Here is a 16,033-nt window from a genome sequence, read left to right as displayed (position 1 = left end):
ATGTATTCTGCCACCGCCTACCCGCAGCCGACTGCCAGCGACCAGGAGCGACTCATCATGGATCACCTGCCCCTGGTCCAGTTCCTCGTCGATCGCATGACTACCCAGGTCCCCTCTTTCATGACCCGGGACGACATCACCAGCGCCGCCAGCATGGGCCTGATGGACGCCGCCCGTCGCTTCGACCCGAGCAAAGGCATCCTCTTCAAGACCTTTGCCGAGCGCCGGATCCGGGGGGCCATTTTCGACGAGGTCCGCAAGATGGACTGGTTCTCCCGCTCCATGCGCGACAAGCAGGGGCAGCTGATGAGCACCCTGGAGGATCTCGAGAACCGCCTCGGCCGCTCGCCCGCCGAGGATGAGATCGCCGAGGCCATGGGCCTGGAGCTCGAAGACTACCAGCAGCTGCTCGGCGAGGTCAGCCACCTGGGCTGCGTGAGTCTCAACGAAACCATGGACCAGAACGGAGAGGACGGCAAGAGCTTTCTCGACGCCCTGGAGGACCGCAAGGGGCGCAACCCCTGCCAGAACCTGGAGTCGAAGGAGCTGACCCGGGAGCTGGCAGGGCACCTGGCCAAGCTCTCCGAGAAGGAGCGGCTGGTCGTCTCCCTGTACTACTACGAAGAGCTGACCCAGAAGGAGATCGCCGAGGTGCTGGAGGTTTCCGAAGGGCGGGTTTCCCAACTGCACAGCCAGGCGCTGGCCAAGCTCAAAGTCAAGGTCCGGCGCCGGCCGATGCTGGGCAACTAGGGGAGGTGACCATGGATTTTTCCGCGTTTTCGGCTCAGGACGTCTCTTTCATGGTGGTGCTGGCCCTGACCCTGGCCTTCGGCAGCGGCTGTTTTTTCCTGGCGCGCCGGCTCGACCGGCTGGGCGGCGAGAACGCCCGGCTTCGGAGCAGGGCCGAGCAGGTGCTGGGGGCATTCCAGGGGCGGCCGCAGGCGGCCGCGCCGGCGCCGGTGGCCCAGAACCCGGCGGCGCTCCGTGGCGGTTTCTCCGCGGACCTGAAATGGGCCCGGCTGGGAACCCGCCTGAAGGCGGAGACGGCGCCCCGCGAGGCTCCCGACCGCTACCGCCTGCTGGCCTCCCTGGCGAGCCGGGGCGTCGAGCCGGACAACATGGACGAGGCGCTCGCCATTCTCCAGGTCTCCTCGGAGGAGGCCCGCCAGCTGATAAAGCTCAGCAGGCTCTCGCGCCAGGGCAGAAAACAAGGCTAAAGATGCCGGCCGCAAGTGTCGATACGTCTTTCTGAGGGACAACAAAGGAGCAGAGAATGAGTTCAGGCGTTTACGGGGTCCTCTCCGGAGCCAAGGCCCGGATGCAGATGCTGGACACCATCAGCGACAACCTGAGCAATGCCCAGACTGTCGGTTTCAAGAAGGGGCAGGCGGTGTTCGAGGCCCGGCTCGAGGCGGCCCGCAGCGGTCTCGCGGCCAGGGGGGTCGATTACGCCCGGATCGAGGAGGGGTTCACCGACTTCACCCAGGGCGCCCTTTCCCGAACCAACGTGCCCCTGCACCTGGCCATCGACGGGGAGGGCTTTTTCAAGGTCCAGGACGCCGGCGGCAGCGTCTTCTACACCCGCCAGGGCAACCTGCGCCTCGACACCGGGGGCGGCCTCCTCACCGCCGACGGTCTCCAGATGCTCGACGACGAGGGCCGCCCGATCGCCCTTCCCCGGCCCGACGTGGAGATCGACGAGGAGGGCAACGTCTTCCTCGACGACGGGGAGATGAAGAAGATCCCCCTTTATACCTTTGACGATCTTTCGATCCTGAAGCGCCAGGGCGGGGGTATGTTCGTCGCCGACCCCGCCGCCGTGGAGCAGCGGGTCGCCGAACCCCGCATCTACCGGGGCCAGCTGGAAGACGCCAACATCAACCTGATGCAGGAGATGGGGCAGATGGTCGATTCGATGCGGGTCTTCGAGGCCTGCCAGAAAATGCTCAAAACCTACCACGACCTGGCCGGCAAGGCCAACGAACTGGGAATCGTCGCCTAGGCGGCTCCCGGGAGGAGATAGGCATGATCAGAGCGCTTTGGACCGCGGCCACCGGAATGGAGGCCCAGCAGATCAACATGGACGTCATCGCCAACAACCTGGCGAACGTTAACAGCACCGGGTTCAAGAAGAGCCGGGCCGACTTCCAGGACATCCTCTACCAGACCGCGCGCACCGCCGGCACCACCGCGACCCCGGGGGTGGAAATCCCCACCGGGGTCCAGGTCGGCCTCGGCTCCAAGGTCGCCGCGGTGCAGAAGATCTTCACCGTGGGGGACATCCACAAGACCGGCGGCGAGCTCGACGTGGCCATCGAGGGCTCAGGGTTCTTCCAGGTCACCGATCCGGCCGGGGACACGGTCTACAGCCGCTCCGGGGCCTTCAAGAAGGACAGCACCGGGCGCCTGGTCACCTCCGAGGGCTATCCGGTCTTCCCCGAGATCGTCATTCCGGCCAACGCCACCCAGGTCGCCATCGGCGAATACGGTGCCGTGGAGGTCTTCCTGGACGGGGAGAACTCCCCCACCCAGGTCGGCACTCTCGACCTGGTGCGCTTCAGCAACCCGGCCGGGCTCAAGAGCCTCGGGCGCAATCTCTTCGCCGAGACGCCCACCACCGGGAACCCGACCTCGGGCCTGCCCGGCGAGGAAGGTTTCGGCACCCTGGCCCAGGGCTTCCTGGAGGGCTCCAACGTCAGCATCATGGAAGAGATGGTCAACATGATCGCCGGCCAGCGCGCCTACGAGGTGAACTCCAAGGCGATCAAGACCGCCGACGAGATGCTCCAGATGACCAATAACCTGACCCGCTAGGGATTGGATTGAACATGCCGCGCATTGCCCTGTTTGCCCTGTTTCTCTCCCTTGCCGGATCGGTTGCCCTCGGCCAGGAGGTCCGCCTGACCAAGATCGCCGGAGCGGGAGGGGGCGACACCCGTATCGGCCCGGACAGGATCGAGCAAATCCTCCAGGCCTACCTCGAGGAGCACCGCGAGGAGCTGCCTCCGGCTTCGGTCCGATTTCGGTCCCTGACCCTGCCCGACCCCTTTACCCTGCCTGCGGGGCGGCTCTCCACCCAGGTCATCCCTTCCGACCCGGCAATTCTCGGCAGCCGCCGCTTTACCCTTATCTTCCGGGTCGACGGCCGGGTGGTCAAGAACCTGTCGCTGCGCGCCGAGCTCGAGGCCCTCGCCCCTGTCGTGGTGGCGGCCTCGGACCTGCGTCGGGGAGCCGAGCTGTCCCGGGACGACATTGTCCTGTCCGAACGGAACCTGGTCGACCTGAGGGAGCCCTGTTTCGACCCGGAGGAGCTTCTCGGCAAGAGGCTGCGGCGCTCGGTTCGCGCCGGCGTTCCGGTCAGCCGCGGGACGGTGGAATTCCCGCCCATGGTCCGGCGCGGGGAAACCATCACCATCAGCGCCGCCAGGGGGGCTCTTCGCCTGACCGCTCTCGGCGAGGCCCGCCAGGACGGCCGCGAGGGGGAGTTCGTCCGGGTTCGCAACAACAGCTCCCGCAAGGAGATCCAGTGCCGGGTGGTGGCGCCCGGGCTGGCCGAGGTAGAGTTCTGAGATGAAAGCCCTGATCTTCCTTTCGCCGCTGCTGCTTCTTCCGCTCTGCGGGTGCGCCCTGCACGGCGAGGCGCGTCACGAGCAGGTCCTGCCGCCGACGATCACCGAAGTGGTCATCGAGCCCCCCACCCCCACCACAGCAGGCTCGCTCTGGACCGAGGGGCGCGGCGGGCTTTTCTATGATCTCAAGGCGCGCAGGGTGGGAGACATCCTGACCGTGGCCATCTTCGAGCAGGCCAGCGCCAGCAAGGAGGCGAAGACCTCCGCGGGGCGCAAAAGCACCGCCAAGGCCGGGCTCGCCAACTTCTTCGGCCTGGAGAAGAACCTCGCCACCCTCAACGGCGCCATCGACCCCACGAGCCTGATCGATACCAGCTACGAGAACGACTTCGAAGGCTCGGGCAGGACCTCCCGCAAGGAGGACCTTGTCGCCACCCTCAGCACCCAGGTCGTGGAGGTGCTGCCCAACGGCAACCTGCGCATCGAGGGGAAGAAGACGGTTACGGTCAACAACGAGGAGCAGATCGTCAAGCTCTCGGGCCTTATCCGCCAGGCCGACATCTCCTCCAGCAATGTCGTCAACTCTCAGAGCATCCTCGACGCCCGCATCGCCTACACCGGCAAGGGGGTCCTCAGCGACAAGCAGAAGCAGGGCTGGCTGGTTCGGCTCCTGGACCATACCTGGCCTTTCTAAGGGGGACTTCCGTGCGAAGCGTTTTCAACAAGACCACTGTCCTTGCCCTCGCCGCTCTCCTGCTCTTTTCGGTCGCCGCCCACGCCACGCGGATCAAGGACATCGCCCGCCTCGAGGGGGTCCGCGACAACCAGCTGGTCGGCTACGGCCTGGTGGTGGGCCTTAACGGCAGCGGCGACAGCGCCAGCACCCAGTTCACGGTCCAGTCCCTGGTCAACATGATGGAGCGCCTCGGGGTGACCGTGGACCGCGACCAGGTCAAGGTCGACAACGTGGCCGCGGTCATCGTCACCGCTCAGCTCCCCCCCTTCGCCCGGGCCGGCAGCACCATCGACGTCCTGGTCTCTTCGGTCGGGGATTCGGAGAACCTGGCCGGGGGAACGCTTCTCATGACCCCCCTTCGGGGTCCCGACGGCAACACCTTCGCCGTGGCCCAGGGGCCCCTCGTGGTCGGCTCCCTGGCCTTCGGGGGTGAAGCGGCCAAGGTCCAGACCAACCACCCGACCGTCGGGAGGATTCCCGGCGGGGCCCTGGTGGAGAGGGAGGTTCCTTTCGCCCTGGGCGACCTGCAGAGCCTGACCTATCGCCTCAAGAACGCCTACTTCACCACCATGTCGCGCATGAACCTGGCGGTCAACACCGCCTTCGGCCCCGAGACCGCGGCTGCGGTGGACGGCGGCACCCTGCGGGTGAAGATTCCCGCCGCCTTCGCGGGACGGACCGTCGATTTCGTCGCCGCCCTGGAGTCCCTCGACGTGGTGCCCGACAGCCTGGCGCGCATCGTGGTCAACGAAAGGACCGGCACCATCGTCATGGGCGAGGACGTGCGCATCTCCACCGTGGCGGTCTCCCACAGCAACCTCAGCCTGGTGATCAGCGAGTCGGCCCAGGTCTCCCAGCCCAACGCCTTCGGCGAGGGCAAGACGGTCGTGGTGCCCGACACCGGCATCGAGGTCAGCGAGCAGGACTCCAGCCTCGTCGTCATGAAGAGGGGGGTCAGCATCGGCGACGTGGCCGGCGCCCTGAACGCCATCGGCGCCACGCCCCGCGACATCATCGCCATCTTCCAGGCCATCAAGGCGGCCGGCGCCCTCCATGCCGAGCTCGTTATCCTCTAGGACCGGAGCACCGACCATGAATCTCAATCTCGATCCCAGCCTGCTGCTGAACATGGCCACTACCAAGGTTTCCCCCGAAAAGTCGGGCCAGGACCCGAAGGCCCTGCGCAATACCTGCCAGGAGTTCGAGGCCATTTTCGTCCAGCAGCTCTTCAAGGGGATGCGGAGCACCGTCCCCGAGGGGGGGCTCATGGAGAACGGGATGAAGGGGGAGGTGTTCCGGGACATGATGGACATGGAGATCGCCCGCTCGGCGGCCTCCGGCAAGGGCCTGGGCATCGCCGAGGCCCTTTACCGGCAACTGCTCGACGCCCCGACCGAGTCGGACTGAGCGGCCTTTCGCCCCTGTTCGATCACTTCGAACGGCCCGCCTGAGATTTTTTCTAAACTTTTTCCGCCCCCCTGCCGAAAAGAAGACTAAGAGATGGAGGGGGAAGAGCCTCCATTCGCAGAATCCCAGCCCCGCGACCCGCGCGGGGTGCTTCAAAGAGGTGCAGGCCATGACGTCTAAAATTCTCGGCAACAAGGGCATCACTCCTATAGACGGGGTCAAGCGGACCCGCAAGGTCGAGGTTCCCAAGGATGACGGGCAACAGACCGCCAAGGACCGGGTGGCTTTCTCCTCGGTTCTTCAGGAGGTGAACAAGGCCAAGGAGCCGACCGCCGGTTCCGACGCCGAGCGGGCCGATAAGGTGGCCGCCCTCAAGGAGCAGATCGGGAACGGCACCTACAAGCCCGACCTGGAGAAGGTCGCCGAGAGCGTCCTCAAGTTCCTGTCCGAGCAGGAATCTTCATGAGCGAGCAGGGCCTGCACGGCCAGCTGACCGAGTTGCACCGCCTTATTCTCCGGGAGCGCGAGTGCGCCAAGGCCCTCGATCTGGAGCAGATGAGCGCCGCCACCCGGCAGAAAGAGGATCTTGTCCGTTGCCTGCCCTCCGCCGCCGAGGCGGACGAGAAGATCCACAGCCTGGCTGCGGTTGTGCGAGAGGAGAACCGCCGCAACGCCTACCTGCTCTGGTCGGCCCTGAACTGGGTCCGGGAAACCATGCAGTTCTTCGGCCAGCAGGGGACCTCCCCCGGGTACGGCACCGGCGGCGGCGAGGCCCGGGCCGCGGCGGCGGGAAGGCTCCTCTCCGGGAGGGCGTGAGATGTCCGGACTGTTCAATGCACTTCAGATCGGCAAGTCGAGCCTCGGCGCCAGCCAGAAGGGGATCGAGGTCACCGGCGGCAATCTCGCCAACGTCAATACTCCCGGCTATTCCCGGCAGACCGCCCAGGTCTCCAGCTATCCTACTCTCAATATGGGGGGCTTTCTGGTCGGCCAGGGAGTCCGGGTCGACGACGTCACCCGCGCCCACAATTCATTTCTGACCCGCCAGATCGACAGCCAGAGCGCGGCGCTCGGCCAGGAGAGCGCCAAGGCCGTTCCCCTGGCCGACCTCGAGCGTATCGCCAACATCTCCGAGACCGGCCTCGGCGGCCGCATCGACGGCTTCTTCGACGCCTGGAAGGAACTCAGCAGCGACCCGGCCAGCTCAGCGGCCCGCGACGGAGTCCTTCAGGGCGGGGAGATGCTCGCGACGGCCTTCAACCAGGCGGCAGACGAGCTGGAGGGGGTGCGCCGCGGTATCGACGACACCCTGGAGGGGAAGATCGACGCCATCAACGGCCAGCTTCAGGAGGTGGCCGATCTCAATCTGCGCATCTCGTCCCTTCAGGCCGCCGGGCAGAGCGCCCCGGCCGACCGGGACCGGCGCGACCAGCTTCTGGAGAGCCTCTCTTCCAGTCTCGGGATCCAGCATTTCGATGCCGGGAGCGGCATGGTGGCGGTTCACCTGCCCGGGGGGCTTCCCCCCCTCGTCCAGGAAGGCGAGGCCCTGGCCCTGGAGGCCAATCGCAGCGGGGACGCCCTGCAGTTGCAGCTGAAGGCGGGCGACAGGGTCCATGACCTTGGCGTCGACAACCTCGGCGGCGAAGCGGGGGGCCTGCTCGAGGTCCGGGACCAGGTCCTGCCCGGCGTTCAGAACGATCTCGACAAGCTCGCCTACAGCCTGGCCACCGGGGTCAACGCCGTGCACGCCGCGGGGACCGATCCGAGCGGCGCGGCGGGGGGGGCTTTCTTCGCGGTCCCGGCGGCGCCGGCGCCGCCGGCCGACCCCTGGGAGGGGGCCGCGGGCTCCCTGGCGACGGCTCTGAGCGACACCGGCCAGGTGGCCGCCGGCACCAGTTCCGCATCGGGCGACAACACCAACGCCCTGGCGATGATGGCCCTGGAGGATGCGCCCAGCGTCGACGGCTCCACGAGCTTCGGCCGCTTCTACGCCGATATGGCCTCCCGGGTGGGGACCGAGGTGAGCCAGAACCAGCTTTCCCTTCAGGGCAGCGGGGACGCCCTGCTTCAGCTCCAGAATTTCCGCGATGCCCAGGTGGGCGTCTCGGTGGAGGAGGAGATGGTCAGCCTCATCCAGTTTCAGACGGGGTTCGAGGCCTCCGCCAAGTTCCTGGCGACGGTCGACGAGATGATGGACTCCCTGCTCAACATCTAGGACGAGTCGATGAAGGTCACCAACGCTTCCACATATCGGACCCTGCTCGGTCAGCTGGAGCGCAACGGCACCCGCCTCAACGAGTTGCGGCTGACCGCCGTCTCGGGCAAGAAGCTGGTTCGCCCCTCGGATGATCCCGGCGCGGTGCGCTCCCTGCTTGCAGCCCGCAGCGACATCCGGGGGACCGAACGCTACATCGAGACCATGGGCTCGGCCCTCGATCGGCTGCAGTTTACCGACGACCAACTCGACCGGGGGGGAGACGTGCTGATCCGGGCCAAGGAGCTCGCCATCGGCTCGCTCAACGGCGCCCTCTCCGCCGAGGACCGTCAGTCCATGGCCGAGGAAGTCGGGCATTTGCGCCAGGAACTGCTGGGGGTGGCCAACGCCGAGATGGGCGGCCGCTACCTGTTCGGCGGTTTCCGGGATGACGCCCCCCCCTTCGGCGACGCTCCGCCCCACGCCTACGGAGGAGACGGCGGAGCCCTCAATCTGGAGATCGGCCCGGGCGAGCAGGTCCGGGTCAACGCGCCCGGCGACGAGCTGTTCAAGAACGGAGTAGACCTGTTCGCCCTGCTCGAAGGCTTCGAGGCGGACCTGAGGGCCGATGACACGGCCGGAATCCAGGGCCGGCTCGGGGACCTTGACGCCGGCATGGAGCAGCTGCGCAGCGAACGGAGCCGACTCGGCAGCACCGCCGCCCGCATCGAGGAGGCCCGGGGTCACATGGAGGGGGTCAAGGTCGACATGCAGATGGTCCTCTCGCGTATCGAGGATGCCGACATCGTGGAGACGATCAGCAGCCTCACTCAGCAGGAGGCCGCCTACGAGGCGGCCCTCAGCGTGACCTAGAAGATCTCCCAGTTGAGCATTCTCAAGTACCTTTAGTCCTCGGAGCCACAACCGGAACGGACGGTTCGACAGAGGGGAATCAAGGAGTGCTGCGAGGCGCGGAGGCGGGATCCCGCGCATCGGTCAGAGGCCTTCTTCTTTGCGGCGCTTCCGGGGCCTGGGGCTTCAGGGTTGTCGAACGGCCCATTTTGGGTGGCCCTTTTTGGGGTTATAATTCAGTTACTTTTTCAGAACGTTTTGATAGAAGCAACCTGCCAGGGAGGGCGACATGCTTGTATTGACCAGGAAGGTCGGTGAAGGAATCGTTATCGGCGACGACATCAAGGTGACCGTCGTCGAGATCAAGGGGGGCGGTATCCGCATCGGCATCGATGCTCCGCGAGACAGGAAGGTTTACCGGCAGGAGATCTTCGACAAGATCTGTCAGGAGAACAAGGAGGCGACCCAGTGGAGCATGGACGACTTGGATGTCTTGAGTGTCACTCTGGCGGCGAAGGACGGTTCCAAATGAGCGACATTCGGAAGATTTTGACCCGTTTCGGAGAGGTCGAGTACGACCCCAGCCTGACCATCCGCTTCCCGGAGGGGCTGCTCGGCTTCGGAGCGCTGCACGATTATATCGTCATGCCCCAGCTGAAGAAGGGCCCTCTCTTCTGGATTCAGAGCGCCGAGGATTCGGCGGTGGCCTTTGTCCTCACCGACCCCACCTCCTTTTTCCCCGATTTCCAGGTCCGTCCCGACCGCAGGGAGCTGGAGGCGCTCGGCATCGACCAGGGGGACGAGTGGTGCCTGCTGGCGGTGGTGACGGTGAATGGCCCCGAGGACGTGACTCTCAACCTGCAGGCCCCCATCCTCTTTGCGCCGGGGACCAACCGGGCCATCCAGGTGGTGCTCGATAACTCACCGTACGGCCTGAACACCCCCCTGCCAAAGGCCTAGGCGGCTCAGGGGGATAGCGGCAGGGTTGGACCTGTTTCGCCCGTTCGTCCTTGCCGCGCGCAGTCGTTCTTTCCTTACGCCTCTCGGGCGTCGGGCCGTCCCTCGGTGGGCCGTCCCGGCGCCCGTTTTTTATTGCATATTGGGTGGCTTGTCTGTTAGTCTCATGTGGGTTTTTGGGTAAAGAAGGTTTGAGGAAGGGCGGGGAGAAGGGGTTCTCCTTTCCCGATGTGAAGGAGGACCCTATGGGCCGGACCGGCTGGCATGGCCAGCGCCCGGGACATAACGCAACGATTCAGAGGGGGGAGGCTATACAGTCTCCCCCCTCTTTCTGTTTCTAATGAAGCTCCTTGAATCAGCCGTCGCCAACATTTTTTTGCCACGACAAGGACACGCCATGGACACCCCCCGCACCCCCGTCGGTGATCTTTCCGGAATAATTCCCTCGGCGCAGGTTTTCCGCAGACTCTTTGGCGGCGCCCGCTGCCTGGCCCTGCTGCTGGTCTTCTTTTTGCTCCTCCCCGGCTGGGCAGCCGCCGCGGGGGTGCAAATCGATACCTTGTTGGGAGGGACGATTGACGGGCCCTTCGAACAGCCCCAGGGCGTTGTGGTGGCGACCGACGGCAGTGTTTACGTCTCCGATACCAACAACAACCGGGTGCTGCGGGTCTGGAAGGATGGGACCTGGCAGTCGGAGGTCTATGCTGACGGGTTCAGCGGGCCCCAGGACCTGGCGCTGGATCCCGCCGGGAACGTCTATGTGGCCGACACCGGCAATATCCGGATCTGCAAGATCACCGCGAAGAATACCGTCTCGGTCTTCGCGACGGGCTCGCCGCTGGTCGCGCCCGTCGGTCTGGACTATGGGAGCGACACCCTCTACGTAGCCGACAATTCGGCCCACAGAATCTTCAGCATCGACGCGGGCGGCACCGTGAGCCTCTTTGCCGGCGGGGGGGGGGGCACGGGGGACAACCAGACCAGGTTTTCGTTAAAAATGTCGTACCCCACCGACGTTGCGGTCGACGGCACCAACCTTTACGTGGTCGACTCCAGGAGGTGGGTGATCCGCAAGATCGCCGCCGACAATTCCGTAAAAATCGTGGCCGGCGTGGACGGCAGTCGCGGCACGACCGATGGCGCGGGCGATGTGGCAAAATTTGCCCTGGCCACGAGGATTGCCGTCAAGGAACCCGGTGTTCTCTTCGTGACCGATACAAGGTATTCATCAACGCACAACCACACGATCCGCAGGCTCGACCTGGATACCGGCAGCACCGACCCCGAGGAGGCGAAGCGATGGACCGTCTCCACCGTGGCCGGTACCGGCGTCGCCGGTTATTCCGGCGATGGCGGGAGCGGGGAGATCCAGTTCAGCAGCCCCAGGGGCCTGACCCTGGACAGTGGCGGCAGCATCTTTATCGCCGACACGGCAAACCATGCCCTGCGCCAGATCCTCAACGACGAGATCGCCCCCGCGAGCGGTTCGATCTCCATTGTCGACGGCAATCCCACCAACTCCGACACGGTCGACCTCGCGTTGACCTGCGACGACGGCCTCGGAAGCGGCTGCGCGGAGATGGCCTTCCAGAACGAGGCCGCCGCTTGGGGCGCCTGGGAGGCCTACGCCGCATCCCGGGCCGACTGGCCCCTTTCGTCGGGTGACGGCGACAAGACCGTCTCTGTCAAATTCAAGGACGGCTACGGCAACGAGTCGGCGGTGCTGGACAGTGCATCCATCACCCTCGATACCCTGGCGCCGACCGTCTCCATCGATTCGGTCACCTCGCCGACCCCGGTCAGTTCCCAGACCCTCGGTGGTGCCAAGACGAGCGATGCGACCGGGACGGTGCGGGTGAACGACGGGGATCCGGTTTGTGTCCTCGGGGCCGGAAGCAGCTGGAGCTGCGATGTCGGCCTCACCGAGGGGGACAACGAGATCACGGTGGCCGTCTCCGACGCCGCCGGCAACACCAACTCCGATACGGCGACCATCACCCTCGACACGGCCGTGCCGACCGGGACCGTTGGCTTCCAGGGCGAGGCGACCCACATCGGCGACCTGTCGGCGACCCTCGCACTCGCCTGCGACGACGGGGTCGGCAGCGGCTGCAGCCAGATGCAGTTCTCCAACGACAACTCGACCTGGTCGGGCTGGATCGACTACGCCTCCTCCTCCTCCTGGGACCTGGCTGCGGGGGGGGACGGCTCGCGGACCGTCTACGCCCGGTACAAGGACGTTTTGGGGAACCTCTCCTCCACGGTTTCGGCCTCCGTCACCTACGACACCGCGGCGCCGACCGGCGGCGGGGTCTCCATCGCGGAGGGGGCCGACAATACGACGACCCGCTCGGTGACCCTCTCCCTCTCCTGCGACGCGACGGGCCCGGACGACTGCGACATGATGCAGTTCTCCCATAATGGAACAAGCTGGCCCTATCCCTGGGAGGATTATTCCGCCAGCAAGGCGTGGATGCTTCCGTCGGGGGACGGCGCCAAGACGGTCTACGCCCGGTTCAAGGATGCGGCGGAGAACACAAGCGCCCCCGTCTCCGACGGGATCCTTTTCGATTCCACCTCCCCGACGGGGACGGCCGCGGTCGTCACCGATTTCCCCGGCTATGTGACCTCGACCGTCGTCGATCTCGATCTCTCCTGCAGCGACGGGGGAAGCGGCTGCGACCAGATGCGGTTCTCCAACGACGGCTCGACCTGGTCCGACTGGGAGGGTTTCACGACGCCCAAGACGGGGTGGACCCTCCCGGCCGGGGACGGCGCGAAGAGCGTCCGTGTCAAGTACCAGGATGCGGCGGGGAACGACTCGTCCCCGATAGCGGCAGCCATCACCCTCGACACCGAGGCGCCGGCGACGGGCACCGTCGCCATCGACGGGGGAGTCGCCCGGACGGGGAGCCGCGACGTGACGCTGACCCTCTCGGGGAGCGCCGCCTCGATGGCCTTCAAGAACGAGACGGGCGAGTGGAGCGAATTCGAAGCCTTCGCGACGACCAAATCGTGGACCCTGACCGAAGGGGACGGGACGAAGACCGTCTCTGTGAAGCTGCGCTCCGGTGCCGGCAACGTCTCCGAGGCGTTCTCCGACACTATCGAGTTCGACGGGACCCCCCCGGAGGGGACCCTGGCCGTCGAGACTGCCTTCTCGGGGTACGTCGCCTCCTCCCCGGTGACGCTGGCGATCACCGCTGTCGACGTGGGGACCGTCGCCAAGATCCACCTGAGCAACGACGGCGTCACCTACCAGGAAATGCCCTACGCCACGAGCGTGACGGGGTGGGACCTTTCGGCGGGGGACGGGGAAAAGACCGTCTTCCTGAAGTTCGAGGACGAACTGGAGAATCTCTCCGCCGCCATCAGCACCACCTTCGTCCTCGACAGCACCCTCCCTTCCGGTTCCGTCACCATCAACGGTGGTGCGGCGAATACCGATGATTCCTCGGTATCTCTCGGACCCTCCTGCGACGATGGCGACGGAAGCGGCTGCGCCGAGATGGCCTTCCGCAACGGGGAGGGGGCCTGGAGCGCCTGGGAGGCCTATGCCACCAGCAGGGCGGGCTGGACCCTGACGGACGGAGACGGGGACAAGACTGTTTCAGTCAGGTTCAGGGACCGGGCGGGGAACGAGTTCTCACCTGAGGCTGCCTCCATTCTTTTCGACACCGCCGACCCGACCGGCAGTTTCACCATCCGCGAGGCCCTGACGGGGAGTCTCGTCGTCACCCTCGATCTCTCCGCGGCGGACGCCAACGGGGTGCCCCGGGTCCGCCTGAGTAACGACGACGTAACCTTCACGACGGTCGATTTCGCGGCCGTCCTCAGTTGGACCCTGGCAGGGGAGGACGGGACGAAGACCGTCTACCTGAAGTTCGAGGATGCCGCCGGCAACCTCTCGCAAACCTATCAGGCAACGACCACTCTCGACACCGTGGCACCGAGCGGCTCCGTGGTTATCGAGGGCGCATCGGCCGGCGCCAACGGCTCTTCGGTGACCCTCTCCCTCGCCGCCTCGGACAACATCGGTCCGGTCTCTCTCATGTCCTTCAACAACGAGGGCATGGGTTGGAGCGCCTGGGAGCCCTTCGCCCCTTCCAAGGACTGGACCCTGCTGGCGGGGCTCGGGGAGACCGAGGTCCAGGCCCGGTACCAGGACGCCGCGGGGAATATCTCCGGCGCCTTCAGGGGAACGATTCTTCGGGAGGCGGTCGACACGGTGAGTTCAGGCAATCCCTCCGTGGCCCCCATCTCCGAGGTGGAGGTCTCCTTCAGCCAGATCACCGCCGGCGGCGAGGTCGAGGTGACGCGGGTGCCGGTGGTCGATTTCCCGAGGTTGACACAGTTCCGGGTCCTGCCGTCGTCCGCCTATGCGATTTCCACCTCGGCCAGTTACGACGGGGTCATTACCATTTGCCTGGCATACAGCGATGACGACCTGGTTTCCCCGGAAAAAGAGGACGCCCTCAGGCTTTTCCACTATACAAGCGACATCACCACGGTCCTGAATACCAGTGCGAACCGGATCTGCGGCGAGTCCAGGACCCTGTCGCCCTTTTACGTGGTAGAGCCCTCGACGCCGCAGAAGGTGCCCGTCGGCCAGGGCGGCTGGTCCCTTCTGTCGGCGGCGGCCGCTTTCGGCCTTATCGCATACTCCCGGCGGCGCGACGGGCAGGCCTCCTGAGGACGCGCGTCATGGCCAAAAAAAGGGCCCCCGCCGGGGGGCAAGCCACGCCGGAGCCTGGGGGGGACGGGAATCCGCCCCCGTTTCCCATGATCCGGGTCTGCCTGCTCTTCGCGGCTCTGGTACTCGGCTTCCACATGGTCCAGTGGATGCTGGTGAAGCCCTGGCACCTGGAGTTCCTGCAACTGGCCACCGCCCGGGCCGCCGCGGCGGTGATCGCCGCATCGGGCATCGGGGTCCGTCTCGAGGGGATCGATCTTTATATGGGCTTCGCCCACTGGAAGGTCGTCCTCGAGTGCACCGCCTTCTCCGCGGCCCTGGTCTATCTCTCCTTTGTCCTGGCCTATCCCGCTTCTCTGCGTTCCAAGGTCCTGGGCGCGCTGGCGGGGCTGCCGCTTCTCTTCATCATTAACGTGGCCCGGCTCTTCGTTCTGGCTTGGCTGGTGAAGCTGTGGCCCGGGATCGCCCCCTTCGCCCACGACTATCTGTGGCAGGTCCTGTTCCTCTTCCTCCTTGTCCTGATGTGGCTCTCCTGGATCGAACTGGTGGTCAAGCGTGAGAACAAAGTTCCTCTTCGCCGTTAAATTTCTCCTTGTCTCGTTGATCCTGTACCTCTGCAAGGGCTGGATCATGGTGGCCTACGAGTTCGTTCTGCTCGCGGCCTGTTCCGTCTTCCTCCCCTCGGACCACGCCGGGCTGGCCTCGTATTACGACAGCTCCTTTCGCACCCTCCCCTTCCTCGCCCTGGTCCTCGCCACCCCGAAGCTTTCCTGGAGGCGCCGCGGCGGCCTGCTGCTGACGGGGGTGGCCGTTTTCTGGGCCATAGACCTCGCCGGGTTCCTCATCTGGACCGAGCCCCCCTCCCGCCAGCCGGGGCAGGGCGCATCCAGGGCCCATATCCTTTTCAGCCTCGCATGGGAAACCCTCGGGCACTGGGTGCTTCCCTACCTGCTCTGGTTTGCCGGGGTTCACCGGCAGCTCGGGGAGCTCTTCGGGGGCGGCGTCCATCAGGGAAGAGCCCCGAGCCCAACCGCGGGCCGCTGACACCCCACCCAGTTCGCACATTCTGGCGCCATCGGTCAATTTATCCAGGGCCGCCTTCCTATTTCGGGGGGCGGCCTTTTCCATTTTTCGCGGACTCCGGGCACGCCTGCCCGGGGCAAGGGAAAAAGTTCTTAAGGATTTTTCTCTCTGACCGATAAGAGAACCAGGCGGGAAAAACACAGCCCAAAGGTCAAAGAAGCTGGCAGGAAATATTACATAATGCGAAAAAGTACTAAAGTTTCTTGTTTAGCGGTCGATGAGTAAAGCAAGCGAGAACAAATCCTAGAAATTTGGTTTTAAAGTCGCACTAACCTTGTGGGCATGGAAGCCCGAAAACACAATTCACGGAGGAAAAATCCATGGCAATGTCAATCAACACCAATATCAGTTCCCTTACCACCCAGGGTCACCTGACCAACACCCAGAACGCCCTCGGCAAGTCGATGGAGCGGCTCTCTTCGGGCCTGCGCATCAACAGCGCTTCGGACGACGCGGCCGGGATGAGCATCGCCAATCGCATGACCGCCCAGGTCCGCGGCATGGACCAGGCGGTGCGCAACGCCAACGACGGGGTCTCCATG

General features: G+C 65.3%; 17 protein-coding genes and 1 pseudogene. All 18 read left to right on the top strand.

Features of this window, described 5'->3' with window-relative positions:
- Complete coding sequence (locus tag C0617_RS07690) at positions 1–750, top strand: FliA/WhiG family RNA polymerase sigma factor (RefSeq protein ID WP_291316437.1); 750 nt, start codon at positions 1–3, stop codon at positions 748–750.
- Positions 751–761: 11 nt separating this feature from the next.
- Entirely contained in the window at positions 762–1,217 is a 456-nt protein-coding gene (locus C0617_RS07685; RefSeq protein WP_291316436.1) for a hypothetical protein, read from the top strand.
- Positions 1,218–1,273: 56 nt separating this feature from the next.
- Positions 1,274–2,002 (top strand): flagellar hook basal-body protein, encoded by a 729-nt coding sequence (locus C0617_RS07680; protein ID WP_291316435.1) that lies wholly within the window; start codon positions 1,274–1,276, stop codon positions 2,000–2,002.
- Between the two features lie 23 nt (positions 2,003–2,025).
- Positions 2,026–2,814 carry a flagellar basal-body rod protein FlgG gene (gene flgG, locus C0617_RS07675; RefSeq protein ID WP_291316434.1) on the top strand — a complete coding sequence of 263 codons (789 nt, stop codon included), beginning with the start codon at positions 2,026–2,028 and terminating at the stop codon, positions 2,812–2,814.
- A 14-nt stretch (positions 2,815–2,828) separates the two neighbouring features.
- Entirely contained in the window at positions 2,829–3,569 is a 741-nt protein-coding gene (gene flgA, locus C0617_RS07670) for a flagellar basal body P-ring formation chaperone FlgA (RefSeq protein WP_291316433.1), read from the top strand.
- Between the two features lies 1 nt (position 3,570).
- The gene (locus C0617_RS07665) at positions 3,571–4,263 is read left to right on the top strand and encodes a flagellar basal body L-ring protein FlgH (RefSeq protein WP_291316432.1); all 693 of its coding nucleotides are present in this window, start codon (positions 3,571–3,573) and stop codon (positions 4,261–4,263) included.
- A gap of 11 nt (positions 4,264–4,274) precedes the next feature.
- Positions 4,275–5,381 carry a flagellar basal body P-ring protein FlgI gene (locus tag C0617_RS07660; RefSeq protein ID WP_291316431.1) on the top strand — a complete coding sequence of 369 codons (1,107 nt, stop codon included), beginning with the start codon at positions 4,275–4,277 and terminating at the stop codon, positions 5,379–5,381.
- A 16-nt stretch (positions 5,382–5,397) separates the two neighbouring features.
- Entirely contained in the window at positions 5,398–5,712 is a 315-nt protein-coding gene (locus tag C0617_RS07655; protein ID WP_291316430.1) for a rod-binding protein, read from the top strand.
- Positions 5,713–5,881: 169 nt separating this feature from the next.
- On the top strand, positions 5,882–6,178 hold the full coding sequence (gene flgM, locus C0617_RS07650; RefSeq protein ID WP_291316429.1) for a flagellar biosynthesis anti-sigma factor FlgM: 297 nt from the start codon (positions 5,882–5,884) through the stop codon (positions 6,176–6,178).
- Positions 6,175–6,528 (top strand): hypothetical protein, encoded by a 354-nt coding sequence (locus tag C0617_RS07645; protein WP_291316428.1) that lies wholly within the window; start codon positions 6,175–6,177, stop codon positions 6,526–6,528. The genes flgM and C0617_RS07645 overlap by 4 nt, the downstream gene beginning before the upstream one ends.
- A 1-nt stretch (position 6,529) precedes the next feature.
- A complete protein-coding gene (flgK, locus tag C0617_RS07640) occupies positions 6,530–7,927 on the top strand; it encodes a flagellar hook-associated protein FlgK (RefSeq protein ID WP_291316427.1) in 1,398 nt (465 codons plus the stop codon).
- Between the two features lie 9 nt (positions 7,928–7,936).
- On the top strand, positions 7,937–8,779 hold the full coding sequence (flgL, locus tag C0617_RS07635; RefSeq protein WP_291316426.1) for a flagellar hook-associated protein FlgL: 843 nt from the start codon (positions 7,937–7,939) through the stop codon (positions 8,777–8,779).
- Between the two features lie 268 nt (positions 8,780–9,047).
- Positions 9,048–9,290 (top strand): carbon storage regulator CsrA, encoded by a 243-nt coding sequence (gene csrA, locus C0617_RS07630; RefSeq protein ID WP_291316425.1) that lies wholly within the window; start codon positions 9,048–9,050, stop codon positions 9,288–9,290.
- Positions 9,287–9,718: a flagellar assembly protein FliW gene (locus tag C0617_RS07625; protein WP_291316424.1), complete on the top strand. Its 432-nt coding sequence runs from the start codon at positions 9,287–9,289 to the stop codon at positions 9,716–9,718. The genes csrA and C0617_RS07625 overlap by 4 nt, the downstream gene beginning before the upstream one ends.
- A 394-nt stretch (positions 9,719–10,112) precedes the next feature.
- Complete coding sequence (locus tag C0617_RS07620; protein WP_291316423.1) at positions 10,113–14,408, top strand: hypothetical protein; 4,296 nt, start codon at positions 10,113–10,115, stop codon at positions 14,406–14,408.
- 11 nt (positions 14,409–14,419) lie between these two features.
- Entirely contained in the window at positions 14,420–14,992 is a 573-nt protein-coding gene (locus C0617_RS07615) for an archaeosortase/exosortase family protein (protein ID WP_291316422.1), read from the top strand.
- Entirely contained in the window at positions 14,964–15,452 is a 489-nt protein-coding gene (locus tag C0617_RS07610) for a hypothetical protein (RefSeq protein ID WP_291316421.1), read from the top strand. Before C0617_RS07615 ends, C0617_RS07610 begins: the two co-directional genes overlap by 29 nt.
- A gap of 359 nt (positions 15,453–15,811) precedes the next feature.
- A pseudogene (locus C0617_RS07605) lies at positions 15,812–16,033 on the top strand (flagellin); the annotation flags it as partial.

Source organism: Desulfuromonas sp., from assembly GCF_002868845.1.
In the GTDB taxonomy this organism is placed as follows: domain Bacteria; phylum Desulfobacterota; class Desulfuromonadia; order Desulfuromonadales; family BM501; genus BM501.
Note: the sequence above shows the minus strand (reverse complement) of the source record. Positions and strands in the feature narration are given on the sequence as shown.